The organism is Bradyrhizobium sp. Kon69 (genome assembly GCF_055807515.1).
On the sequence record NZ_JBVVOS010000001.1, the window covers coordinates 57,229 to 80,061 of the forward strand.

29 protein-coding genes are annotated in these 22,833 nt (G+C 64.0%); 14 read left to right on the plus strand and 15 right to left on the minus strand.

What is annotated here, in order from left to right; all coding sequences use genetic code 11:
- Positions 1-5: 5 nt before the first annotated feature.
- A complete protein-coding gene (locus AC0L3U_RS00270) occupies positions 6-1,859 on the minus strand; it encodes a potassium transporter Kup (RefSeq protein WP_473360503.1) in 1,854 nt (617 codons plus the stop codon).
- A 215-nt stretch (positions 1,860-2,074) separates the two neighbouring features.
- A complete protein-coding gene (locus AC0L3U_RS00275) occupies positions 2,075-2,332 on the minus strand; it encodes a hypothetical protein (protein ID WP_473360268.1) in 258 nt (85 codons plus the stop codon).
- Positions 2,333-2,579: 247 nt separating this feature from the next.
- Between AC0L3U_RS00275 and coaD the strand changes: the two genes are divergently transcribed.
- The 8 genes from coaD to AC0L3U_RS00315 all read left to right on the plus strand — a co-directional run bounded on the left by coaD (position 2,580) and on the right by AC0L3U_RS00315 (position 6,895).
- Positions 2,580-3,074, plus strand: coding sequence for a pantetheine-phosphate adenylyltransferase (gene coaD / locus AC0L3U_RS00280; protein ID WP_106944749.1), 495 nt, complete (start codon positions 2,580-2,582; stop codon positions 3,072-3,074).
- A gap of 41 nt (positions 3,075-3,115) precedes the next feature.
- A complete protein-coding gene (locus tag AC0L3U_RS00285) occupies positions 3,116-3,691 on the plus strand; it encodes a peptidylprolyl isomerase (RefSeq protein ID WP_247462279.1) in 576 nt (191 codons plus the stop codon).
- Between the two features lie 8 nt (positions 3,692-3,699).
- Positions 3,700-4,125, plus strand: coding sequence for a hypothetical protein (locus AC0L3U_RS00290; RefSeq protein WP_456764232.1), 426 nt, complete (start codon positions 3,700-3,702; stop codon positions 4,123-4,125).
- On the plus strand, positions 4,122-4,586 hold the full coding sequence (locus AC0L3U_RS00295; RefSeq protein ID WP_007590736.1) for a peptidylprolyl isomerase: 465 nt from the start codon (positions 4,122-4,124) through the stop codon (positions 4,584-4,586). Before AC0L3U_RS00290 ends, AC0L3U_RS00295 begins: the two co-directional genes overlap by 4 nt.
- A gap of 142 nt (positions 4,587-4,728) precedes the next feature.
- Positions 4,729-5,070: a DUF2185 domain-containing protein gene (locus AC0L3U_RS00300; RefSeq protein WP_473360269.1), complete on the plus strand. Its 342-nt coding sequence runs from the start codon at positions 4,729-4,731 to the stop codon at positions 5,068-5,070.
- 56 nt (positions 5,071-5,126) lie between these two features.
- Positions 5,127-6,200, plus strand: a complete 1,074-nt coding sequence (queA, locus tag AC0L3U_RS00305; protein ID WP_473360270.1) for a tRNA preQ1(34) S-adenosylmethionine ribosyltransferase-isomerase QueA — start codon at positions 5,127-5,129, stop codon at positions 6,198-6,200.
- A gap of 57 nt (positions 6,201-6,257) precedes the next feature.
- On the plus strand, positions 6,258-6,500 hold the full coding sequence (locus AC0L3U_RS00310; RefSeq protein ID WP_473360271.1) for a type II toxin-antitoxin system VapB family antitoxin: 243 nt from the start codon (positions 6,258-6,260) through the stop codon (positions 6,498-6,500).
- Positions 6,500-6,895, plus strand: coding sequence for a type II toxin-antitoxin system VapC family toxin (locus tag AC0L3U_RS00315; protein ID WP_473348762.1), 396 nt, complete (start codon positions 6,500-6,502; stop codon positions 6,893-6,895). Before AC0L3U_RS00310 ends, AC0L3U_RS00315 begins: the two co-directional genes overlap by 1 nt.
- Positions 6,896-6,975: 80 nt before the next feature.
- Here the strand turns inward: AC0L3U_RS00315 and AC0L3U_RS00320 are convergent, their stop codons facing one another.
- The 4 genes from AC0L3U_RS00320 to AC0L3U_RS00335 all read right to left on the minus strand — a co-directional run bounded on the left by AC0L3U_RS00320 (position 6,976) and on the right by AC0L3U_RS00335 (position 11,175).
- Positions 6,976-8,013 (minus strand): aspartate-semialdehyde dehydrogenase, encoded by a 1,038-nt coding sequence (locus tag AC0L3U_RS00320; RefSeq protein WP_473360272.1) that lies wholly within the window; start codon positions 8,011-8,013, stop codon positions 6,976-6,978.
- A 220-nt stretch (positions 8,014-8,233) separates the two neighbouring features.
- Positions 8,234-8,836: a PepSY domain-containing protein gene (locus AC0L3U_RS00325; RefSeq protein WP_473360273.1), complete on the minus strand. Its 603-nt coding sequence runs from the start codon at positions 8,834-8,836 to the stop codon at positions 8,234-8,236.
- A gap of 249 nt (positions 8,837-9,085) precedes the next feature.
- On the minus strand, positions 9,086-9,832 hold the full coding sequence (locus AC0L3U_RS00330) for a TetR/AcrR family transcriptional regulator (protein WP_473360274.1): 747 nt from the start codon (positions 9,830-9,832) through the stop codon (positions 9,086-9,088).
- A gap of 134 nt (positions 9,833-9,966) precedes the next feature.
- Positions 9,967-11,175, minus strand: coding sequence for a patatin-like phospholipase family protein (locus tag AC0L3U_RS00335; protein ID WP_473360275.1), 1,209 nt, complete (start codon positions 11,173-11,175; stop codon positions 9,967-9,969).
- 204 nt (positions 11,176-11,379) lie between these two features.
- Between AC0L3U_RS00335 and tgt the strand changes: the two genes are divergently transcribed.
- Positions 11,380-12,528, plus strand: a complete 1,149-nt coding sequence (gene tgt / locus AC0L3U_RS00340; RefSeq protein ID WP_473360276.1) for a tRNA guanosine(34) transglycosylase Tgt — start codon at positions 11,380-11,382, stop codon at positions 12,526-12,528.
- 1 nt (position 12,529) lies between these two features.
- Here tgt and AC0L3U_RS00345 read toward each other — a convergent pair whose 3' ends face one another.
- Positions 12,530-12,748, minus strand: a complete 219-nt coding sequence (locus tag AC0L3U_RS00345; protein ID WP_247462271.1) for a hypothetical protein — start codon at positions 12,746-12,748, stop codon at positions 12,530-12,532.
- Positions 12,749-12,971: 223 nt separating this feature from the next.
- Between AC0L3U_RS00345 and cysK the strand changes: the two genes are divergently transcribed.
- Entirely contained in the window at positions 12,972-13,949 is a 978-nt protein-coding gene (cysK, locus tag AC0L3U_RS00350; protein WP_456764240.1) for a cysteine synthase A, read from the plus strand.
- A 3-nt stretch (positions 13,950-13,952) separates the two neighbouring features.
- On the plus strand, positions 13,953-14,195 hold the full coding sequence (locus tag AC0L3U_RS00355) for a BrnA antitoxin family protein (RefSeq protein ID WP_007610629.1): 243 nt from the start codon (positions 13,953-13,955) through the stop codon (positions 14,193-14,195).
- A 76-nt stretch (positions 14,196-14,271) separates the two neighbouring features.
- Here the strand turns inward: AC0L3U_RS00355 and AC0L3U_RS00360 are convergent, their stop codons facing one another.
- Positions 14,272-15,696 carry a caspase family protein gene (locus AC0L3U_RS00360; RefSeq protein ID WP_473360277.1) on the minus strand — a complete coding sequence of 475 codons (1,425 nt, stop codon included), beginning with the start codon at positions 15,694-15,696 and terminating at the stop codon, positions 14,272-14,274.
- Between the two features lie 204 nt (positions 15,697-15,900).
- Entirely contained in the window at positions 15,901-16,776 is an 876-nt protein-coding gene (locus tag AC0L3U_RS00365; protein WP_473360278.1) for a DMT family transporter, read from the minus strand.
- Positions 16,777-16,927: 151 nt separating this feature from the next.
- Here AC0L3U_RS00365 and AC0L3U_RS00370 point away from each other — a divergent pair, with 151 nt between their 5' ends.
- The gene (locus AC0L3U_RS00370; protein WP_473360279.1) at positions 16,928-17,326 is read left to right on the plus strand and encodes a RidA family protein; all 399 of its coding nucleotides are present in this window, start codon (positions 16,928-16,930) and stop codon (positions 17,324-17,326) included.
- 52 nt (positions 17,327-17,378) lie between these two features.
- Here the strand turns inward: AC0L3U_RS00370 and AC0L3U_RS00375 are convergent, their stop codons facing one another.
- The 3 genes from AC0L3U_RS00375 to AC0L3U_RS00385 form a co-directional block, all read right to left on the minus strand.
- The gene (locus AC0L3U_RS00375) at positions 17,379-17,924 is read right to left on the minus strand and encodes a hypothetical protein (RefSeq protein ID WP_473360280.1); all 546 of its coding nucleotides are present in this window, start codon (positions 17,922-17,924) and stop codon (positions 17,379-17,381) included.
- Entirely contained in the window at positions 17,869-18,213 is a 345-nt protein-coding gene (locus AC0L3U_RS00380) for a hypothetical protein (protein ID WP_007590760.1), read from the minus strand. Before AC0L3U_RS00380 ends, AC0L3U_RS00375 begins: the two co-directional genes overlap by 56 nt.
- Before the next feature lie 211 nt (positions 18,214-18,424).
- Complete coding sequence (locus tag AC0L3U_RS00385; protein WP_473360281.1) at positions 18,425-19,012, minus strand: formyltransferase family protein; 588 nt, start codon at positions 19,010-19,012, stop codon at positions 18,425-18,427.
- A 188-nt stretch (positions 19,013-19,200) separates the two neighbouring features.
- On the opposite strand from AC0L3U_RS00385, the gene AC0L3U_RS00390 reads away from it, so the two are divergent.
- Together AC0L3U_RS00390 and AC0L3U_RS00395 are read left to right on the plus strand one after the other, a co-directional pair.
- Positions 19,201-19,488 (plus strand): hypothetical protein, encoded by a 288-nt coding sequence (locus AC0L3U_RS00390; RefSeq protein ID WP_473360282.1) that lies wholly within the window; start codon positions 19,201-19,203, stop codon positions 19,486-19,488.
- Positions 19,489-19,781: 293 nt separating this feature from the next.
- Complete coding sequence (locus tag AC0L3U_RS00395) at positions 19,782-20,018, plus strand: hypothetical protein (RefSeq protein WP_473360504.1); 237 nt, start codon at positions 19,782-19,784, stop codon at positions 20,016-20,018.
- Between the two features lie 3 nt (positions 20,019-20,021).
- Here the strand turns inward: AC0L3U_RS00395 and AC0L3U_RS00400 are convergent, their stop codons facing one another.
- The 3 genes from AC0L3U_RS00400 to AC0L3U_RS00410 form a co-directional block, all read right to left on the minus strand.
- A complete protein-coding gene (locus AC0L3U_RS00400; protein ID WP_027518070.1) occupies positions 20,022-20,324 on the minus strand; it encodes a hypothetical protein in 303 nt (100 codons plus the stop codon).
- A 93-nt stretch (positions 20,325-20,417) separates the two neighbouring features.
- Entirely contained in the window at positions 20,418-22,463 is a 2,046-nt protein-coding gene (locus AC0L3U_RS00405; protein ID WP_473360283.1) for an acetoacetate--CoA ligase, read from the minus strand.
- A gap of 118 nt (positions 22,464-22,581) precedes the next feature.
- Entirely contained in the window at positions 22,582-22,809 is a 228-nt protein-coding gene (locus tag AC0L3U_RS00410; RefSeq protein ID WP_473360284.1) for a hypothetical protein, read from the minus strand.
- Positions 22,810-22,833 lie beyond the last annotated feature (24 nt).

Here is a 22,833-nt window from a genome sequence, read left to right on the forward strand (position 1 = left end):
GCCAGCTAAATCTCCAGCTCCGTGCCGAACTCCACGACCTGCTTGGTCGGCACGCCGAAGAACGCGGCTGAGCGTTCGGCGTTGCGCTGAAGGAAGGCGAACACGGTTTCGCGCCAGACCCACATGCCCGGCACGTCCTCGCGCGGGATGATGGTCTCGCGGCCGACGTAATAGGTGATGTCGGAGAGGTCGATGCCGGGCAGCTTGCCGTGGCGGCAGGCGAAGGTCAGCCCTTCGTAGATCGTCGGGTTTTGCATGAAGCCGTAATGTAGAACGACGCGGGTAATACCGGGAATGATCTCGATCACCTCGATGCGGTCTTCGTCGGCGATGTGAGGAAGCTCCTCGATCAGCACGGTGACCAGAACGATGCGCTCGTGCAGCACGTGGTTGTGCTTGACGAACTGGGTCAGCGCCAGCGGCACGCCGCGCGGCGCCGACGCCAGGAACACCGCCGTGCCGGGGAGTCTGGCGCTGCACTTGTTGACCGCGGTCTCGATCAGATCCTCTTCGGGCTGGCGCAGCTTCGCGCGCGCCGCTTCGACGAGCTTCACGCCGCTTCGCCAGGTCAGCATCAGGAAGGCGACGAAGGCGGCGAGCATCAGTGGAAACCAGCCGCCCTCGAACAGCTTGATCGAGTTGGCCGAGAAGAAGATCACGTCGATCACGAAGAAGAAGCCGTTCACGGCCACCACAAGCCATGGCGAATAGCCCCACTGAATCGCGACGAGGGCAGCGAGCAGCGTGGTGATCGCCATCAACAGCGACACCGCGATGCCGTAGGCGCCGGCCAGCGCCTCCGAGCTGCCGAAGCTCAGCACGGCGCCGAGCGTTGCGGCGGCGAGCAGCCAGTTCACCAACGGCACGTAGATCTGGCCGATCGCTGCGCTCGTGGTGTGACGGATCTGCATGCGCGGCAGGAAGCCGAGCTGGATCGACTGCTGCGTCAGCGAGAACACGCCGGAGATGATGGCCTGCGAGGCGATCACGGTCGCGACTGCCGAGAACGCGACCAGCGGATAGTGCAGGGCGTCGGGGCAGAGCTGGAAAAACGGATTTTCGATCATGGAGGGGTCGGTGATCAGCAGCGCGGCCTGGCCGAAATAGTTCAGCACCAGCGCGGGCAGGCAGATCGCGAACCAGGCCAGCCGGATCGGCAGGCGGCCGAAATGCCCCATGTCGGCATACATGGCTTCGCCGCCGGTCACCGCGAGGAAGGCGGCCCCCAGGATCGCGAAGGAGACATGAAAATCCTGGTGGATCAGGAAGTCGAACGCATAGAGCGGGCTCAGCGCCGCCAGCACCGCCGGCGCCTTGATGATGCCGTGGATGCCGAGCGCTGCCAGCACGAAGAACCAGGCCAGCATCACCGGTCCGAAGATGCGGCCGATGAAGCCGGTGCCCTGCTTCTGCATCATGAACAGTCCGATCAGGATGACGACGGTCACGGGCACCACCGCCGGCGCGAGCGAGGGTGCGTCGACCTTCAGACCTTCGATGGCTGAGAGCACCGAGATCGCCGGCGTGATCGCGCCGTCGCCGTACAGTAGCGCGGCGCCGACGAGGCCGACGACCAGCAGATGCGCGCGCCAGGTGCCGGGTTGGGCGTTGCGCGCGTGCAGCAGCGCCAGCAGGGCGACGATGCCGCCTTCGCCGCGGTTGTCCGCGCGCAGGATCAGCAGCGCATACTTTAGCGAGATGATCAGCAACAGCGCCCAGAGGATCAGCGAGGCAACGCCCAGAACGGCCTCGTTCGTCAATGTGCCGCCGTGGGCGGCGGCCTTGGCGGCTTCCTTCAGGGCGTAGAGGGGGCTGGTGCCGATATCGCCATAGACCACCCCGAGGGCGCCCATGGTCATGGCAAGCGGCAGTGGATCAGGTTGATGGCCGGAGGCGACTGCGGGCGTGCTGGACAATGGCGACCCCTCGATGGGATCGCGCCCGACGGGTCATTCCGGCGGGCGCGAGCATCGGGCAGTCTGCGACGGGACGTCGCAAATATCCATGGGTTATCTTTGGGGTCTATCGTTGGGACTTATCGCGAGGATTCCTGACGCGAAACTGACAGACCCCGCTACGGAGTGCGGCTGGCGCTCACGAGGCGAGCCTCGCGGATGTTGGCTTTGGTGCCGGCCTGGCGAAGGCAGGATGCTTCGAAATTCGGCCAGGCCTGCTGCGAGCAGTCCTTGCCGACGGTGCGGATATCGAGCCGGTCGCTCTTGGCGAGCGGCTGCGGCACGCTCGCCTCGACGGTCGGGGCGAAGCCGGGCAGGAGGGTGAGAGCGGCAGCAACACACGCAGAGATGGCGATCGCCGAAAGAGCTTTGATCATGACAGTCCCCTGTGATGCGGCCGCTACGCCCAATTGTGCGGCCCGTCGTTCGTTGGCCGGATTAGTAACCATGGCCAGTTTCCGGACGTCTTCGCGAACGTGGGAAATGGTTTCGTTCTCGCCCCGTTTTGTTTCGTGGCCCCCTCAGGACGAAACAATTCGGCGCATTCCGACACGGTTTTGCGGAAAAACCGCCAGGGAACCCGACCGGCTTGCCGGGCCGGGCCGGGCGCGGTAGGACGTGGCCATGCCCCGCATTGCCTTCTATCCAGGTTCCTTCGACCCCATCACCAACGGCCATCTGGACGTGGTCCGGCACAGCGTGTCGCTGTGCGACAGGCTCGTTGTCGCGATCGGGGTCCATCCCGGCAAGAAGCCGCTGTTCTCGACCGAGGAGCGGCTCAAGATGCTCCACGACGTCTGCGGGCCGGTGGCGGCCCAGGCCGGCTGCGTGCTCGAAGCGGTGACGTTTGACGACCTGTCGGTGACATCGGCGCGCAAGCACGGTGCGACAATCATGATTCGGGGCCTGCGCGACGGCACCGATCTCGACTACGAGATGCAGCTCGCCGGCATGAACGAGGCCATGGCGCCCGAGGTGCATACGGTCTTCCTGCCGGCTTCTCCCATGGTCCGCCCGATCACCGCCACTTTGGTGCGCCAGATCGCAGCCATGGGCGGGGACGTCTCGGCCTTCGTCCCGCCGCTGGTTGCGGCCCAGCTCAAGGCAAAATTCGCCTGATAACGGCGCGTTTCCTTTCTCATCTCTGATCCGGAGTTATCATGATCCGAATTCTCGCAGTTCTTGTCGGGTTTCTTGCCGCGGTTCTGTTCGCGGTGCCGGCGTTCGCGCAAACCTTGCCGGCCGGCCTCGACAAGGCCAACGCCATCGTCATCGACTCCACCAAGGGCCGCATCGTCATCAAGCTGAGGCCGGACCTTGCGCCCCAGCACGCCGAGCGCATCAAGCAGCTCGCGCGCGAGGGCTATTACAACAACGTGCCGTTCCACCGCGTCATGGACGGCTTCATGGCGCAGACCGGCGATGGTCAGAACTTCAACGGCACTGGCGGCTCGAAATATCCGAACCTGAAGCAGGAATTCTCCAAGGTGCATTTTGCGCGCGGCATCGTCGGCATGGCCCGGCGCGGCGACAGCGTCGACACCGCCAATTCGCAGTTCTTCATCATGTTCGCCGACGGCGGCAGCCTCGACAACCAGTACACCGTGATCGGCGAGGTCGTGCAGGGCATGGACGTCGTCGACAAGCTGAAGAAGGCGCCTCCCGGATCAAGTGGCGGCACCGTCACCGACCCCGACAAGATGGTGAAGGTGCAGGTCGCTTCCGACATCAAATAGGAGAGGCGATGGCGCGCTGCGGTGGCAAGCTCCTGCTGATTGCCGCGGTGCTGCTGCTCGGCGTCCCCGGCGCGGTCGCCGAGGACGCACAGGTCAACACCATCCAGGACATCTTCCGGCATCTGCGCACCTGCTGGAAGCCGCCGCCCGCCGCCAAGGCCCGCCCGATCGACATCACCGTCGTCGTGAGCTTTAACCGGGCTGGAAACATTCTGGGCCATCCGAGGATTACCTATGAATCCGCGGAGGCCTCCGACGATGACCGGCTGCAATACCGGGTCGCGGTGATGGAGGCATTGCAACGCTGCACGCCGATGCCATTTACCGATGCGATGGCTGGCGCCGCTGCGGGGCGTCCATTCGCGATCCAGTTTCGCAACCGCAAATCTTCACCTGACAGGACTTCACCCCCAACCCAAGAGAGACGAGCATGAGCGCCACCGAAAACACACTGATCCTCGAGACCACGCAGGGCCCCGTCACCATCGAGATGCGGCCTGATCTGGCGCCGGGCCACGTCGCGCGCATCAAGGAACTCGTGCGTGAAGGCTTCTACGACGGCATCGTGTTCCATCGCGTGATCGACGGCTTCATGGCGCAGACCGGCTGCCCGCAGGGCACCGGCACCGGGGGCTCCGGCAAGAAGCTGAAGGCCGAGTTCAACAAGGAGCCGCATGTGCGCGGCACCACCTCGATGGCGCGCGCCGCCAGCCCGGATTCCGGCGACAGCCAGTTCTTTATCGTGTTCGACGACGCCCGCTTCCTCGACAACCAGTACACGGTGTGGGGCAAGGTCACCGAGGGCATGGAGAACGTCGACAAGATCAAGCGCGGCGAGCCCGTGCAGAACCCCGACAAGATCGTCAAGGCGCGGATGGCGGCTGACGCGGAGTAGGCGTTCAACCCTCATGGTGAGGAGGCGCGTAGCGCCGTCTCGAACCAATGGAGGCCGAGCTGCAGCAGCGGGGCCTTCATCCTTCGAGACGCGCGTTCCGCGCTCCTCAGGATGAGGAGTGACTGGCTGACGGAGGTCTTGCTTGACAGCAAAGCAATTTGTGATCGCGCCTCAGGACATAAGACCGCTCGCCCCGGAAAAGGGTGCGTGCTTGGCCTCCGATCGGATTACGGTCGGCGGTCAGCGCGTCGGTTTCATGTATCGGGAGGCGCCCGACAATACCTCTGACAGCGGCTGGCGCTTCTTTTCAGGCGAGGAGAGCCAGGACTTCGCCGATGATCCGAATAATTTCGAGATCTACGATGTGAACACAATCGCCAATTACGATCCAGATATCATCCCGCTTCTGGAGTCGCCTGCTTTCTCTGCCTTCGAACGCGAGCCTAAATCGTCTGCATTCGTTCGCACGGACTTTCCCGGCTGATGCGGGAAAGCCGCCAGAATCGCCTAATGGGCTGAAGACTATCCAACCTAGGTTCTATGCGCACCGACCTTTTCGATTTCGACCTGCCCGCCGAGCGCATCGCATTGCGCCCGGCGAGCCCGCGCGACTCCGCGAAGATGCTGGTTGTCGATCACGGCACGCTGCGCGACCAGGTCATCGCCGATCTACCGCAATGGCTGAAGCCGGGCGACCAGCTCGTCGTCAACGACACCAAGGTGATCGCGGCGCAATTGAAGGGCCGCCGCATCGGCCGCGAGACCGAGCCGAAGATCGAGGCAACGCTGATCAAGCGCCTCGATGGCTCGCGCTGGCAGGCGCTGGTGAAGCCTGCCAAAAAACTCACGGCCGGCGACCGCATCCGCTTCGGCAATGAGGGCAAGGTCTGCCTGCTCGGCCATCTCGACGCCGAGGTCGAGGCCAAGGGCGCGGAAGGCGAGGTGACGCTGTCATTTTCGTTCCACGGCCCGACGCTGGATCAAGCCATCGCCGATCTCGGCAGCCCGCCGCTGCCGCCCTACATCGCCTCGAAACGTACGCCTGACGATCAGGATCTCGCCGACTACCAGACCATGTTCGCGGCGAACGAAGGCGCCGTTGCCGCGCCGACAGCCGGCCTGCATTTTACGCCGGCGCTGGAGCAGGCGCTGCACGCGCGCGGCGTCGGCATCAATCGCGTCACGCTGCATGTCGGGGCCGGGACCTTTCTGCCGGTGAAGGTGGACGACACCGAAGGCCACAAGATGCATGCCGAGTGGGGCACGCTCTCGGCCGAGACGGCGGAACGGCTCAACACCGCGCGCAAGAACGGCGGCCGTATCATCGCGGTCGGCACCACGTCGTTGCGTCTGCTCGAAAGCGCAGCCAGCGAAGGCGGCACCATTGAGCCGTTCGCTGCCGAGACGTCGATCTTCATCACCCCCGGCTACCGCTTCCGCGCCGTCGATGTTCTGCTGACCAATTTCCATTTGCCGAAATCGACACTGTTCATGCTGGTGTCGGCATTCTCCGGGCTGGAGACGATGCAGCAGGCCTATGCGCATGCGATCGCGACCGGCTATCGGTTCTATTCGTATGGCGATGCGTGCTTGTTGTTTCGGGCGCGGGAGTGACGGCGGCGGCGTTCTCGTGCTATACTATTCACGTCGTTTGCAGGGATCGAGTGGCCGATGAACATCCGTTCCGCGAAAGTCGATGAGCTTGCCCAGCGCCTCGCCCGCCTGACGGGGGAAGATATCGAGACGGCGCTCGAACGCGCCATCGAGGAGCGCTTGTCTCGTGTGGCGTCGCCGGCGGTCGATCGAAGAGCCGCCTTGACGTCGTTCTTCGAGCGAACCGCTCGCTTGCCCGTTCTCGATTCTCGGTCTGCCGACGAAATGCTCGGCTATGACCGTTTCGGGCTGCCGTCCTGATGGTGCTGGATACGTCTGCGATCGTCGCGACCGTAACCAACGAGCCAGATGGGCAAGGCTATCGAAAAGCCATGCTGGATGCTGCCAGCCTGTCGATGTCGGCAGTAGCCGTCCTGGAAACCAAGATCGTTCTCTCTGCCCGCTTCGGGTCATCGGCCGTGAAATTTTTCGACGAATTGCTGGAGACTGCCGGGATTGTCGTCGTGCCGTTCGACGTAGATATGGCGAAAGGCGCGTTCGAGGCATTTCAACGCTTCGGCAAGGGCGGGGGACATCCGGCGCAACTCAACATCGTCGATTGTGCGGTCTACGCTTTGGCGAAAGCGCGTTCGCAACCGCTGCTCTTCAAGGGAGCCGACTTTGCTAAGACAGACATTCTCCCCGCGCTGCCCTGACGGTTCACCATTGTAGGTGCGCGAGCGAAGTGGTGGGCACGGCGCTCGCGCGCCTCTGCCCACCCTACGCACCTTTTGCGCTAAGCCATCACCCGCTGCGGCAGCAGCTCCGCGATCTGTACCGCGTTGAGCGCCGCGCCCTTCAACAGCTGGTCCGCCGCCACGAACATCGAGATCGAATGCCCGGAGGGGTCGCTGAGGTCCTTGCGGATGCGGCCGACCAGGACGTCGTCCTGGCCCGAGGCGTCGATCGGCATCGGGAAGTAGTTCCTGGCGCGGTCGTCGACGATCTTGACGCCCGGCGCTCGTGCCATGATGGCGCGGACCTGATCCTCGCTGATCGGCTTCTCGCATTCGAAGGTGATGGCCTCGCAATGAGCCCGCAGCACCGGCACGCGGATGCAGGTGACGCCGATCGCGATCTTGTCGTCCTCGAAGATCTTGCGGGTTTCGTTGATGACCTTGGTCTCTTCGTCGTTGTAGCCGGTGTCGGGGTCGATCGCGGTGTTGTGGTTGAAGAGGTTGAAGGCGTAGGGATGCGGCATCACCTTCGGCGTATAAACCTGCCCGTTGAGGTTGGCGCGGGTGGACTCGACCAGCTCGTCCATTGCGGCAGCGCCGGCGCCGGAGGCCGCCTGGTAGGTCGAGATGATCACGCGCCTGATGCGGTTGGTCTGATGGATCGGCCACAGCGGCACCAGCGCCGTGATGGCGGCGCAGTTCGGGTTGGCGATGATGCCCCTGTGATCGCGGATGCGGTTCGCGTTGATCTCGGGGATCACCAGCGGCACGTTCGGATCCATGCGGAAGGCGGAGGAGTTGTCGACGACGACGGCGCCGGCCTTGACGGCGATCGGCGCGAACTTCTTGGAGATGCTGCCGCCGGCGGAGAACAGGGCGATGTCGACGCCCTCGAAGGCGCGTTCGGTCAGCTCCTCGATGACGATGTCTTGCCCACGGAACGACACCGTCTTGCCGGCCGAGCGGGCGCTGGCGAGCGCCTTGAGCTTGCCGACGCGAAAGCCGCGCTTGTCCATGGTGGCGATGAATTCGGCGCCCACCGCACCGGTGACGCCGACAATCGCGACGACGGGATCGTTACTCACTTTGTCCTCCATTGATTTGAGAATTCAGACAACAAAAAAGCCCCGGACCAACGAGGGCGGGGCTTCGGTAGAGTGGATTGCGTTCTAGTCGACGACTACACGCGCACGCCTCCCCGGGCCCCGAAGGCCGTGGTGGTTTTAGTCGTGCGTTTGGTGGTCGTGAACATGGCGGGAGCTTATGCGGCAGAGTTTTGCGCCCGTCAATGGCTTTTCGGCTGGATTGGGGCTGCCACTACTTGGTCCGGGCGCCCGGCGGTTCGAGGATGACCTCCTTGAGGTTGTCGCCACTGATCACGACGATTGCGAAATTCAGCCGGCCGCGTTCGCGCACCAGCCCGCCGCTGATCGCCTTGCCGGAGGCCGCGCGTTCGGCGACGTGCACGGCATCCGCAAGTCGGTGCTTGATGGCGCCGAGCGCTGCGAGGTTGCTGCGGTCGTCGAGGTCGAGCTCGGCGAGAGGGAGGGCGGCTTCCCCGCCGACGAGTTCGCCGGTCGCGGCATTGATGGTGTGGCGCCAGATCCGGTCGTTGTGCAGGGTCTTCACCCGGTAGACCGGCACGCCGGAGGCTCCGTCGAAACTCACATCCGCCGTGGTGGCACCCGCGTGACGGGCTTCCGCAATCGCCATGGCCTGGTTGATCGAGATCGACGAGCTGCGGAAGCGCTCGATCTCGCGACTGACCGTCTGGCGGTCGGCCTCGGCGTCACCATCTGTGTCGCTGTGAAGGGCGGTCGACGTGCCCGTGCTCACGATCGCCCGCGCCGGCGCTGCGAGGAGGAGTGCGGATAGGGTGATCGCGAGCAATCCCGAGATCCGTCGTTTGGCTGTCGTCATGCTCGAAACCCTCGGCCAGCGAGTGTGCCGGATGATCGTAAAGAATTTGCGGCCGACCTTGGGCATCGGTCGGCCGCTGAGCGTCGTGACGGTGGTACCGCCGCGGCGATCGAGGCGGTGCGGACCTCTTTGGGGCTGGTGAAAAAGCGACCCGCATCGCCCTATAATTAAACCATACCGTATCGTTTTGTTTCGGTCAACGGCGTGGGCGTGCGATCCCTCTGGAAAGATCGCAATCTCACGGAATTGTCAGCGGGATGGGCGCCGCCGCCGCGTGGTCTTGGCAGCGTCATGGAGGCGGTCCGGGGGGCCAAGCGCTCCGGCCAGGAACAGCTTGATCGTAACCCGCATGCGCTTTTCGGCGTCTTTCAGCTCGAGCGTCGTTCCGAACGTTGCCATGCGGTGGGTGTGCCCCACGACGACGTCGAGAAACACCTCGGCTGCGATCGTGGTGTCTTCCATATCGAGCGCGCCTTGCGCCACCAGATGGTCGAAGAAGCGTGCCGTGGTGGCGACGGCCTTGAGCCAGCCTTCCTCCTTGCCGAGCTTGGCGATCTCGGGGAAGTTGATGGCCTGCGACGTCATCATGCGGCTGAAGGCGACGGCATCGGGACCGCAGGTGAATGTCAGCATCTCGCGCCCGATCTCGACCAGCCGCTGTTCGACCGAGATATCCGAGGCGCTGCCGAGCTGCGTCTCGGCAGCCGTGGATAGCGGTGCAAGCCATCGCGCGATCTCGCGTCGCAGCACGGCGGCGAACAGGCCGCGCTTGTCGCCGTAACGGGCATAGACGGTGGGCTTGCTCACGCGCGCGGCTTCCGCGACTGCGTCGAGCGAGGTGGCGTCAAAGCCGCGATCCAGGAACAGGCGAGTGGCAACCTCGATCAGCCGCTGATCGCGCTCGATCGCGGCGCTTTTCGTCGGCCGGCCGCCGCGCGATTTCGGCACCTCGCGCCGCTGAGCTGCCGGTCTTGTCTTGGTCGCAGTCAATCCCATGCCCAATGATTCCTGCGCGGTCGTGACATCCGTCATTGCTCTATAACGCGCGGTAACAGGTGCGTCATGGCTAATCTGGCCGAATAGGCCGCATCGTCAACCGTCTCGGCACGGCCCTGTTCCTCAGCGAGCGCTTACGGAAGCGTGGAAGTCCAGGCCTGGCCCGAAGCCGCCTTCTCATATCCGTACTGATAGAGCGCCCGCATATAGGCGGTGTCGAACCCTTCCGAGGGGGCGGCCGGATAATCGCGCGCGATGTAGGAGAGGTGGAAGCCCAGGTGGTTGCGCCGGGCAAAATCATAGGTCGAGAAGATGATCGAACGGGTTTGCGACTGGGTGATCGACGACAGGCTGCGCGAGGCGACGTCGATGGTGCTGTTGGAGACGAGCTCGAAATTGCGTTCGATCTTCTTGTTGACGAGGATGTAGATGTCCAGCTTCGCAGGGCCGGGCAGGCGACTGCCCTGGAAAAGCAGGGCTTCCGGCAGTGTCAGCACCGGGGCCGTCACGCCGCCGTCGACATGCATCTCCTGAAACCTGCGGCCTTCGCCTTCGGCGTCGATCATGATCGGCGGAAACACCAGCGGGATGCTGGCGGAGGCCGCCATCACGTCGCGAAACAGCTTGAGCGCCTCGGGCGTGCCGACCGCGGCGATCTTGCCCATGTCCCAGATCGCGGTCCGTTGGGTATCGAGATCGGTCGTCACCACCAGCAGCCTTCGGCCCTTGGCGTTTTCACGGGCGACCTGCGCCATGATTTCGGGGCCGACATAGCGGGCGACGAGCTCCCGCAACCTCGTGTTGCCGAACAGGCCGGATCCGAACAGCACGCGCATGATGCTGGGATCACTCAACAGGCTCTCGGCGACACCGCTGGTGTAGACTTCCTTCAGCGTGTCGTCATATCGCGAGCCGAGAAACGCAAAGGGCGCAATCAGGCCGCCGGTGCTCACGCCCGAGACGACCGAGAAGGTGGGACGGGTTCTGGCCGCGGTCCAGCCGTTCAGCACGCCGACGCCGTAGGCGCCATCGGCGCCGCCGCCTGACAGCGCCAGATAGGACTTGCTCGCGGTGCTGGTGTCCTTCTCGAAGCTGAATTTCGTGATGGGTTCGTCGGCGTAGCGCCGGAGCCCGTCGATATCGAGCACGCGCGATGTGCTGGCTTCGGCGGCCGTATAGGGTGTGCGGGGCAGGGAGGTGCAGGCGCTAAGCGCAAGGCTGCAGGTCAGGACCAGCCATCCGAACAGGCGGGCGCCGGTCCGGCTTGTCCAGCCATGCGAACGGGCGGACGGATCAGTCGAACTTGAAGAGAAGGGCATTGTCGGTGGCTGGCGATCACGCATCTACCGCCGCCGGCAACATCGCCGCGGCATCTCGTCCAGCCCCAAGCTAAAACTACACTGTATCGTTTTGTTTAACGAGCGCAGCAGGCGCACAATTCCGTGTCCTCGATATCGGTGTCCATTGTCCCAGTCTGATGCATAAGCCGGCCGAAGCATCGCCTGAGCGGGTTGATCGGCCTGCTCCGACACGCAATAAGCACCGTCATGAATCGTCCTGACACCGGTCTGCCCAATCATTTCGAACTGCTCGCCACCGATGGCGCCGCGCGCACCGGGCGCCTGACCACGCCGCACGGCGTGGTGCGCACGCCCGCCTTCATGCCGGTCGGCACCGCCGGCGCGATGAAGGGCATGCACTGGCGCGAGGTGCGTGAGGCCGGTGCCGACATCGTGCTCGGCAACACCTATCATCTGATGCTGCGTCCCGGCGCCGAGCGGATCGCGGCACTTGGCGGCCTGCAGACATTCACCGGATGGAACGGGCCGATGCTGACGGATTCCGGCGGCTTCCAGGTGATGTCGCTGGCGGATTTGCGCAAGGTCAGCGAGCAGGCCGTGACGTTCCGTTCGCATATCGACGGCGCCAAGGTCGAGCTATCGCCGGAGCGCTCGATCGAGGTGCAGCGTTTGCTTGGATCCGACATCGCCATGCAGATGGACGAATGCGTGCGACTGCCCGCCGAGCGCGCCGACATCGACCGCGCGATGCAATTGTCGCTGCGCTGGGCCGCGCGAAGCAAGCGCGCGTTCGAGAGCGCGCCCGATGGCTACATGCTGTTCGGCATCGTGCAGGGCGGCGACATACCCCAGCTTCGCCATGCCAGCGCCCAAGGCCTCGTCGAGATCGGTTTCCATGGTTATGCGATCGGCGGCCTCGCCGTCGGTGAGCCGCAGGCCGTGATGCTCGCGATGATCGACGAGACAGCGCCGCTGCTGCCGAGAGAGCGGCCGCGCTATCTGATGGGCGTCGGCACGCCCGACGACATCCTCGAGGCCGTCAAGCGCGGCATCGACATGTTCGATTGCGTGATGCCGACCCGCAATGGCCGGCATGGCGTTGCCTTCACACGCTTCGGTCAGGTCAATTTGCGCAACGCCCGCCACGCCGACGATCCGCGTCCGCTCGACGAAGAGAGCTCCTGGCCGTCGGCGCGCAGCTACGCGCGCGCCTATTTGCACCACCTCGTCAAGGCGGGCGAGACGCTGGGTGCGATGCTGCTGTCCGAGATCAATATCGCGTACTACCAGTTCCTGATGCAGGGCATCAGGGACGCGATCGCACAGGGCACGTTCGAGGAGTTCTATCGGCGCACGCGCGAGGACTGGGCGAGGGGCGACATCGCCCCGCGCTAGGTCAATTGCAGAGGAAACGCTGCTTGACGGAGTGCTTGGTCACGAAGCCGTAGCCGCAATTGTCGCAGGTCCAGAGATAGCTGATCACGTGTTCCGACAGATACGCAGAACCTTCGGCGGCGATCATGGAGTCGGCGCAGACGGGACAGGTCGGCAACTCACTGCAACGCGGAGCGCGGTTCGGTGCGACGGTCGACAACACTTCAGCGACTGCTGACATCGTGGTGACCTCCCAGCTTTGAGACCTAAGTCTAACATAAGCAGAATCAGTTGACGAGGTCGCAACACAAATGCGTTGGTTTTCTGATAATTGCAGTTCACGCGATTTTGCGATGCAGCGTATTTAACATGTGCCGCAATCTCGCTTGCGTGTCGCCGCAGGCTGTCTCTAACTGCGCAAGAGCTGCAACAGAAGCGCAAATCGTCGCCACAGGGAGTTCATCATGGACGCATCGTCCACCACGGGTGCAGCGCACCAACCCGGCCGCGGCCGGATCTATGACTCGATCGTCGATGCTTTTGGCGACACGCCGATCGTCCGCTTGCGCCGGCTTCCTGGCATGCACGGCGTGAACGCGACCATTTTGGCAAAGCTTGAATATTTCAATCCCGCTGCAAGCGTGAAAGATCGCATCGGCGCGGCCATGATCATCGCGATGGAGAAGGCCGGCATCGTCAAGCCCGACACCGTGCTGATCGAACCAACCTCCGGCAATACCGGCATCGCGCTGGCCTTCGTCGCCGCGTCGCGCGGCTATCGGCTCAAGCTGGTCATGCCGGAGTCGATGTCGATCGAACGCCGCAAGATGCTGGCCTTTCTCGGCGCGGAGCTGGTGCTGACACCGGCCGCGCAAGGCATGAAGGGCGCGATCGCGACGGCCGAAGAGCTGTTGAAGACGACGCCGAATTCGGTGATGCCGCAGCAGTTCAAGAATCTCGCCAATCCCGAGGTGCACCGCCGCACCACCGCGGAGGAGATCTGGAACGACACCGGCGGCAACGTCGACTTCTTCGTCGCCGGCGTCGGCACCGGCGGCACCATCACCGGCGTCGGCCAGGTGCTGAAGCCGCGCAAGCCCTCGCTGCGCGTCGTCGCGGTCGAGCCGGAGGAGAGCCCGGTGCTGTCGGGCGGCCAGCATACGCCGCACAAGATCCAGGGCATCGGTGCGGGCTTCGTGCCTGACATCCTCGATCGCTCGGTGATCGACGAGATCGTGAAGATCAACTCGACGACGGCGATTGAGACCTCGCGGGCGCTGGCGCGGCATGAGGGCATTCCGGGCGGAATCTCCTCGGGTGCCGCGATCGCCGCGGCCTTCGAGATCGGCAAACGGCCGGAAGCTGCGGGAAAAACCATCCTGGCTATAGTGCCGTCCTTCTCCGAGCGGTATCTTTCGACGGCTCTGTTTGAGGGAATCTAGGACATGGCGGATCAACCACCGAGGCGGCCGCGGACGTTGGGCGACGCCAGGACGGAGGCCGAGGCGGCGTTCAAGAAGGTGACGGCGAAGGTCGCCGCAGCGCCGCCAAAACAGAACGTGGCGCCGGGGGTCAAGGAGCAGGTCACGCTGCGCATTGACCAGGACGTGCTGGAGCATTTCCAGTCGGGCGGGCCGGGCTGGCAGGACCGCATCAACGAGGCGCTGCGAAAGGCCGCGGGGAAGTAGACGCCAAAGGTTTGGCTAGTCGCAACGAAAAAAGCCCGGCGCGAGCCGGGCTTTTGTATTTGCGATTGGCCTCGCCTCAGCGGCGGAACATGCCGCCCATCATGCCGCCGACGACACCGCCGACGAAGGCTGCTCCGGCAGGATCGCCGCCGCTGCTGCGATGCGGAGCCGGTGCGGGCGCGCCGCTGGGGGCGGCGGCCCGGCGGGCTGCCTTCTGGCTGTTGTCGCTTGCAGTCGGCGGGCCGGCCACGACCTCCGAAAGCAGAGCCTTGTGCTGGAGCTTGTTCAGGTAGCCAGACGCGGGATAGCCGCGCGCCGCCTGCCAGCGCTTGAGCACCGACCGGGTCTCGTCGCCAAATACGCCTGTCTGTTTGTTGTCGAAGCCGAGCCCGCCCAGGCGACGCTGAACGTCGCGGCGCTGGTTCTTGTCGAGGCCGATCTGGTCCTCGGTAAGCTGGGTGGCCTCATCGGTGAAGGTCGCGGGATCGACGCCAGCGGTGAGCGTACGCGTCGCGGTCGAAGGGCCGCTCTTGATGGCCGCGAGGCGTGCCAGCGCCAGCGCCTTGAACTGACCGTTCGGGTAGGCGGACAGGTAGGCGTTGAGCTCTTCCGACTTGTTGCTCTCCTTGACCGAGCGCCAGTATTCGAGCTCGACACCGTCCGAATTGCCGCCTGTTGCCGCGGGCACGACGCCAGCAGCCGTCGGTGCCGCATTGGCGACCTGGGTCGTCGGAGCCTGGTTGAGATAGACCGCGCCGATCAGATTGGTGTGGCCCCAGGGCAGCTGACCCTTGTGGGTCTCCTCGTTGACCTGAGCGCGGACCGAGGTCATCGCCTGCTGGATCTCGATGCCAGGCTTGGTGATGTTGTCGATCAGCGCGCGGGTGAACGGGCTGTTGTTGCCCTCCTGGCCATCGAGCGCGGTCTGGCCCGGGCCGGTGGCGAACGCGATCAGCGTGCCTTCGCCGGATTTCATCTCGGCAAGACCGCTCTGCACGTTGACGCTGCGCGTCGCGGAGTTCGACTTGATCTTGGCGGCGAATGGATTGTCGCGGCAGGCGTCAAGGAAGACCAGCTTGACCTTGGCGTCGCCCATGGTCTGCTCGAGCGTCAGATCGATGTTGATGGCGGCACCGAGCTTGACGTCCATCTCCGATTTGATGTCGGCGTCGACAGGCAGAAGATAATTGGAGCCGCCGACCGCGATGCCGTGACCGGCATAATAGAACACTGCGACATCGGAGCCCTGTGCCTTGCGGCCGAAGTCCAGCAGCTTCTCCGTCATCTGGTCGCGCGAGAGGTTCGAACCTTCGATCACCTCGAAGCCGACATTGCGCAGCGTTGCCGCCATCGCCTTGGCGTCGATCGGCGGGTTCGGCAATTGTGCGACGTTCTTGTAGGTGCCGTTGCCGACGACGAAAGCAACACGGCGGTCGGCCTTCGCGGCACTGACCGACAGTACCATGCACATCAGCGACGCGAGGAGGGTGAGAGTGCGCATCTGGAATCCCCAACAGAATCGAAATTGCAGGCAGCAACAGATTGGCAACGAACTTACATGAAGTGCCCGCCTTAACGCCACCAAAACGGCAGTTCGTCGCGTTCAACCCGCTGCTGTGTGGCAGAATGTGCACGATGGAATACCCTTCCAACGTGATCTAAATCACACGGCCACTTGGTTTTGTCGCACGAAGCGGCGCGAGGTTCAGCGTGCGGGAGCAGGATCCGCCGGAGCTGGCTTTAGATTCAGGAGATTGCCGCACAGGATCAGCGCGGCGCCGACCACCGTCCAGGTGTCAAGCCGCTCGGAATACAGCAGCCAACCAGCGGTCGCGGTCAATGGAACCCGCAGGAAATCCATGGGAACCACGATGGTCGCATCCGCATAGCGCATCGCGCTGGCGAGGCAGTAGTGCGAAAACGTGCCGCAGACGCCGATCACGCCGACCCATGCCCAGACATAGGCGGAGGGCCACGTCCAGACGAACAGCGTCGGAATGAAGCCTGCGACCGATTGCACCACCAGCATCCAGAACAGGATCGATAGCGCGCTTTCGGTGCGGGTCAGCGATTTGACCAGCACCATGGAGACGCCAAAGCCCATCGCGGCGCCGAGCGCGATGAGTTGACCGGGATTGATCTCGCCGGTGGCGGGTCGGACGATGACGATCACACCGAAAAGGCCAAGCGCGATGGCGGCGATCTTCCACGGCGTCATGCGCTCGGAGAGGAGGCTCGCTGCGAGCAGCGCCGTCCAGATTGGCATGGTGAACTCGATAGCCACCACTTGGCCGATCGGGATCAGCGTCAGCGCGAAGAACCAGCCGAGCTGCGCAACATAGTGCACCAAATTGCGCCCGATGTGCTGCGGCAGGCGCGATGTCCTGAGCACCTTGAAGCCGCCGGCCCGATAGATGATCGGCGAAAGCAACAGAAAGCCTATCAGCGAACGCACTTCCATGATCTGAAATACGTTCAGCTCGCGCGTGGTCTCGCGCCCGGCGACGGCCATGACCAGCATCAGCGACAGCCAGCCCGCCATCCACAGGGCAGCCATCGTTTTGGACGGTGTCGTGTTCATCGGCGCGGGTGTAGGAGCGAAGGGTCCTGAGGGAGGGTCGGTATCGGCGACATCGTCGCCGTTTGCAACGGCCAAATCTGCCGGTGCAGCGATGCATGGCGGCGTGCTAAGGCATCACTGAACAACGAGAAAAATCGGGAGATCTTCGCTCATGGACATCTTGCAGCCGGCCGAGTGGAAAAAACCGCGCGGCTTTTCCCATGGCGTCGTGGTCGAGGGGCCGGGCCGCTGGGTGGTGCTGGCCGGCCAGACCGGCGGCGACGAGACCGGCGATTACGCGCCTGACATGGCAGTGCAGGTCGGGACCGCGCTGAAGCGGATCATCAAGCTCCTGGGCGAGGCCGGCGCCGGCCCCGAGCACATCGTCCGCCTGACCTGGTACCTGACCAGCCGCAGCGAATATGAGGCCGCCGGGTCCGGCATCGGCGCGGCCTGGAAGGAAACGCTGGGGCGCAATTTTCCGCCTTCGACCTTGCTCTACATCGGCGGTCTGGTGGACGACCGGGCTAAGGTCGAGATCGAGGTCACGGCGTTCGTGCCGGGCACATAAAAAATCGACCCGGCGAGATCGCCGGGTCGATTGTCAATCTACTCGTACCGGTTTAGCGCGACAGCGAGATGTTGGCGCCGCGGAACTGGCTGTCGGCGCGCATCGTGACGTTCTGCTTGTTGCCGGACGTCTTCAGCGAGATGTTGGCGTTGAAGCCGGCGGTGGAGGCGAGCAGCTCATAGTTTCCGCCGGCGCCACGACCCGAAAGGGCGCCGCTGATATTGCGGCTGGCCTCGGACCAACTGCCCGCGATGGCGTTGCCTTCAGCCTTGACGTTGGCGCCGAGGTTGAACTTGTAGGCGTCGCTGGCGCAGGTCAGAGACAACTCCATGGTCGGTCCGATCGGAGCGTATTTGGCCCGGCAGCGGATCCGCTCGGTCGAGCCGTCATCCAGGGTGACCGTGCCTGAGCCGCTCCAGCTGCCTGCCAGCGCGGCGAACGGGCCGGACTGGGCCTTGCTCGCGGAGTTGGCAATTCCGGCCGCAAACATAACGGCGGTCGCGATCAGCAGCCGCCGGCCCAGACCGCTCGTCACGAATTTTCTATTGGCGCGATGCTTCCCACCGCCCGCTGCACGGTATGCCTGCAGATGCTCCATTCCACTTCCCCGATCCGGCGTTGCCGCTGAGTTGACCGTTGGCATATGCACCATTGATCGAAACTTTCACAAGTCCCCCGCTGCCGATGGTGCCGGAAACGTTAGCGCCGGGCGCGGTGATCTTGCCGTCGGCAACCGTCAGCAAGGAGCTTGCGGTCGGCTCGCAGGAACCGCTCTTGGTGACGATGGTGACCTGCCAGTTGCCGTCATAGGGAGTCTGGGCGAAAGCGGGCGCGGCGAGGGTGAAAACTGAAGCGGCACAGAACGCCGCAATGCGAGCAAAACGCATAAAATCCGTCCTTGAATTTGTCTGATATGCTGACCCTTATTCGGGCGAAATGTGACGGAAATTTGGTGCGGTGCCAAATCGAAAATTGTTCCTGTGGGAACAATGGTTTATTTGGGTTTCCGGCTGCAATTTTCGAAGCAGAATCAACGCCCCTTCACGTTAAGGGTAAACGTCGGGACAGCGACTCAGGAAAGGGCTTAGGAAAGGGGCCTCAGGAAAGACCTGGCGCTGAGGTCGCGAACTGCTCGTCCTGAGTCTTGGACGGCAGCGCCTTGTGGACCTTGGCATAATCGATCACGTCGGCCAGCAATTTGAGCCCGAGCGGGGCGAGCGCACGCTCCCACAGTTCCCGCGCCGTCTCGCCCTTCTTGACGAAGCACCACTCCTGGGCGGCGATGGCGCCGGCGTCCATGCGGTCGGCGAGGTGGTAGATCGTGCCGCCGGCGATCGGATCGCCTTCCTTGATGGTCCATTCCACGGCCGCCTTGCCGCGGTGACGCGGCAGCAGCGAGGGGTGATAGCCGATGCCGCCCAGCTTTGCGGCCTCGAGCGCGTCTTTGCCGATCCGGGCGTGGCTGTGCGCGGTGACGATCAGATCGGTGTCGGGGGCGATCTCGGAGGCCACCACCAGCTTGGGATTGGCCTGGACCACGACGTCGATGCCGGCCGCTTTGGCTGTCGCGGCGAGACGATCCTCGGGGTCAGCCACCACGACCCGCACGATCGAGACACCGTGCTCCCGGAGCATGTTCAGGGTGGTCACGCCGAAATGGCGGGAGCCGACGAGGGTAATGCGCATGGGTGTCCGATCCGTCTCGCAACTGCGTCATCTCCCGATAACACGTCCGGACGTCCTGTCACCACCCGCACTGCGTTTGCGCCGGTTATCAACAATGCACCGAGCAAGCTGCGCGATGAATTCCGCGATTGCGGCGTCGGCCGGTCCGGTGCTTCCATGCGCGGATGGCATCGGCTCGGAGCGAACGCATGCGAAGCGCGTGGTTTGTCCTTCTCGCGGCCCTGGTCGCAACCGTTCCGGCACGCGCCGGCGGACAGCCCTATCCGGTGGTTCCGCCCGAGGTTGGTGTGGCGCCCTTCATCGGCCCGACCTGGGACACTTATCGCTGCGCGGAAGGGCCGGTCATCAATTTCTATCACGGCGCCTATTACGGCCAGGAGCCGCCGGCGCTCTATCGCGGCTACGCGTACCGGCCGCATTACCGCTACAGCGCCTACCGCAGGCTGCCGCGGAAATATTTCTGCGTTTTGGATTAGGTTCCTGTGTTTCGTTCTTAACAGAGAGATCCAGGATTTGGCGTTAGAAGGTGGACCCACCGGGGCTGGCGACATTTCAACCCGCATCCGTTTTCGAACCCGGATTTGGCCGCTGGCGGGATCGCCAGCGGCTTTTTCATGCACGGCCATCACGAAATCATCTGGCGGTACATGATCTCAACCAGCTTGGCGTATCGACGAATCCGTCGCGGATTTGTATTGCGTACCGCGACACCGAGATTGTCCCGCTGGCGTGGGTGCGCCGTGCGGGCTTTTTCGCCGGGACCGATTTCATGCCGAGCGCGATTGAGCAGATCGTCGATGTCTATGTCCGGCTGAAGAATCGGCGCGGCCTCGACGAGCTGATGATGCACAGGCAACGGCTTGCGGTCGATCTGAAGAGCAGGTCCGGCTACGACTTCAGCCTGCCGATCAGCCAGATCGACGAGGAGATCGCGATCATCGAAGCCGGCCTCAGCCGGCTCAAGTCGGGCGATATCGCCGCGACGGACAATAGCCGGCCAGTTTGACGCTCAGTCGCGCCGGCCGCCGTCGATGACGGTGAACAACGGCCGTGCCTGGGTCGGCTCGACCAGCAATTCCTCCACCAGCGCGGTCGCCGCATCGACATATTTGCGCGTCGGCTTGTCGAGGGGGCGGGTGGCCTCGTCGTCGAGCGCGACCTTTGCGGCCTCGACCAGCTTGCGCATTCGCGCCGCGTGGTCATCGCCCGCCGTCAGCGTCGCGCGGGCCAGCGAGCGCAGCACGAACAGCTCGCCCTCGAGGCGGAGCAGACGGTCGTTGAGCCTGGTGAGGACGGCGTTGAGGTCGGCCATGGCGCGCGTTCGTTTTCGGAAGATCCATCCTGCTCTAGCGGCGATCGGTGAACGGAGTCCAAACGGCATCGGCGCAATTGCGGCGATCTCCCCTCAAGTCTCGGTCCGCGCCAGATAGTCGCGTGCAAAGGCAAGGTACCAGTCGAGGCAGGCGGGATTGGCCATCGCCTCCCGGTTGATGACCTTCTCGACGGGCTGGCCGAGCAGCAGCTTCTTGATCGGCAGCTCCTGCTTCTTGCCCGAGAGCGTGCGCGGAATCTCGGCGACCGCAAAAATCTCGTTGGGCAGGAAGCGGCGGGAGAGGCCGGCCTCGATCGCCTTGTTGATCCTCGCCTGCATTGCGCCGTCGAAGGCGACGCCTTCGCGCAGCACCACGAACAGGGGCATGTAGCTGTCACGGCCGAGATATTCGAGATCGACGACGAGGGAATCCAGCACCTCCGGCAAGGCCTCGATCGCGGAATAGAGTTCGCTGGTGCCCATGCGCAGGCCATGCCGGTTGATGGTGGCATCGCTGCGGCCATAGATGATGCAGGAGCCGTCGGGATCGACCTTGAGCCAATCGCCGTGCCGCCACACCGGCCCGCGGCCGCTGCCGTCGAAATTGTCCGGATAGGTCTCGAAATAGCTCGCGCGATAGCGCGCATCGCCCGTGTCGTTCCAGAAATAGAGCGGCATCGACGGCATCGGCTCGGTGCAGACGAGCTCGCCGACCTCGCCGATGACGGCGCGGCCCTGTTCGTCGAAGGCTTCCACGGCCGCACCCAGCAGACGGCATTGCATCGCGCCCGGGGTCTGCGGCAGTTCGCGATTTCCCCCAATGAAGGCGCCGGCGAAATCGGTGCCGCCGGAGATGTTGGCCCACCAGATATCGGCCTGCGCCTTGCTGCCGTTGGTCTTCGCGAGCGCCGCGAAGCGGTCGTTGAACCAGGCTTGCGTGTCGGCGCTCATGGGAGAGCCGGTCGAGCCGAGACAACGAAGCTGTGAGAGATCACCGGCGGTGAGGTCGACCTCGGCCTTGGCGCAGTTGGCGAAGAACGCGGCGCCCGCACCGAAGAAGGTCGCTTTGGATTGCGCGACGAAGCGCCACAGCGTGGTCCAGTCCGACTTGTCCTTGGCGCCGCCGGGGCTGCCGTCGAAGATGCAGCAGGTGGTGCCACTGAGCAGGCCGCCGATCTGGCTGTTCCACATGATCCAGCCCGTCGAAGAGTACCAGTGATAGCGCTCGCCGAACGAGTTCTCGTCGTAGGAGCAGCCGAGATCATTGTGCAATCCCAGCAGCGCCAGCACCACGATGACGATGCCGCCATGGCCGTGCACGATCGGCTTCGGCAGGCCGGTGGTGCCGCTGGAATAGACGATCCAGAGCGGATGATCGAACGGCAGCCACGCTGGTTCGAACGCCTCGATCGCGGCGCCCGTTGTTGCGACGATGTCGGAGAGCAGGGCGTCCGGCGCTGCCGGCGCGGCGGCCTCGCCGTGCAGGATGACGTGCTCGACCGTCGGCAGCGATCGCCGCAGTTCGGCGAGAACGTCTTTGCGATCGTGCCGTCGTCCGGCATAGGTGACGGCGTCGCAGGCGATCAGCACTTTCGGTTCGATCTGCTTGAAGCGGTCGATCACGGCGGGCGCGGCCATGTCGGGCGCGCAGACGCTCCAGACTGCGCCGATGCTGGCGCTCGCCAGGAATGCGATGATGGTCTCGGGGATGTTGGGCAGATAGGCGGCGATGCGGTCGCCGGGCTTGATGCCTTTTTCTTTGAGATGCAGTGCGAGGGCAGCCGCCTTGCGCCGCAGCTCCGGCCAGCTCGTCTCGCAAAGCCTGCCGTCCTCGCCGGAACTGACGATCGCGGGCAGGCCGGCGGCGTCGGCCGCATCCACATGGCGGAACACTTGGCGTGCATAGTTGACCTGGGCGCCGGGAAACCAGACCGCGCCGGGCATCTTGCGCTCGGTGATCACGGCCGCAAACGGCGTGGGCGATTGCAGATCGTAATAGTCCCAGATGCTGCGCCAGAAGCCGTCGAGATCGCGCACCGACCATTGCCGCATCTCCTCGTAGCTGGCGAAGGCAAGGCCGCGCTGTTCGGCGAGCCAGGTGCGGTAAAGGGCGATCTGGGGAACGAAGGGTGAGGTCATTGCGTGTCGGCTTCAGTTGCGGGGCGCGGATGTTAACCGGTGCCGCAGAGTAGCAGAAGCCGCAGTTCGGGCAGGCAGCGTTGACGGGAGTAGCTGGTCTGGGCCCGCTGGAAGCAGTCTACCAGCCCGCGCCGGCCCAGCGCCGTCCGAACACGGGCGGCTTGGTCTTCACCGCTTCCCACCCGAAGAAATGATGCTTGCCGGCCCAGGTGTGCACCACGCCGCTGCAGATGCTGCACTTGAAGCTGCCGGAATGCGCTTCGGCGTGCTCCTCCCTTGTCGCGGTGTAGTTCATGCTGCAACCCGGGCAGGTGAATTCTTCGATCGTCCAGATGGTATTGGCCATTGCACCGAAGTGGTTTGGGGGACC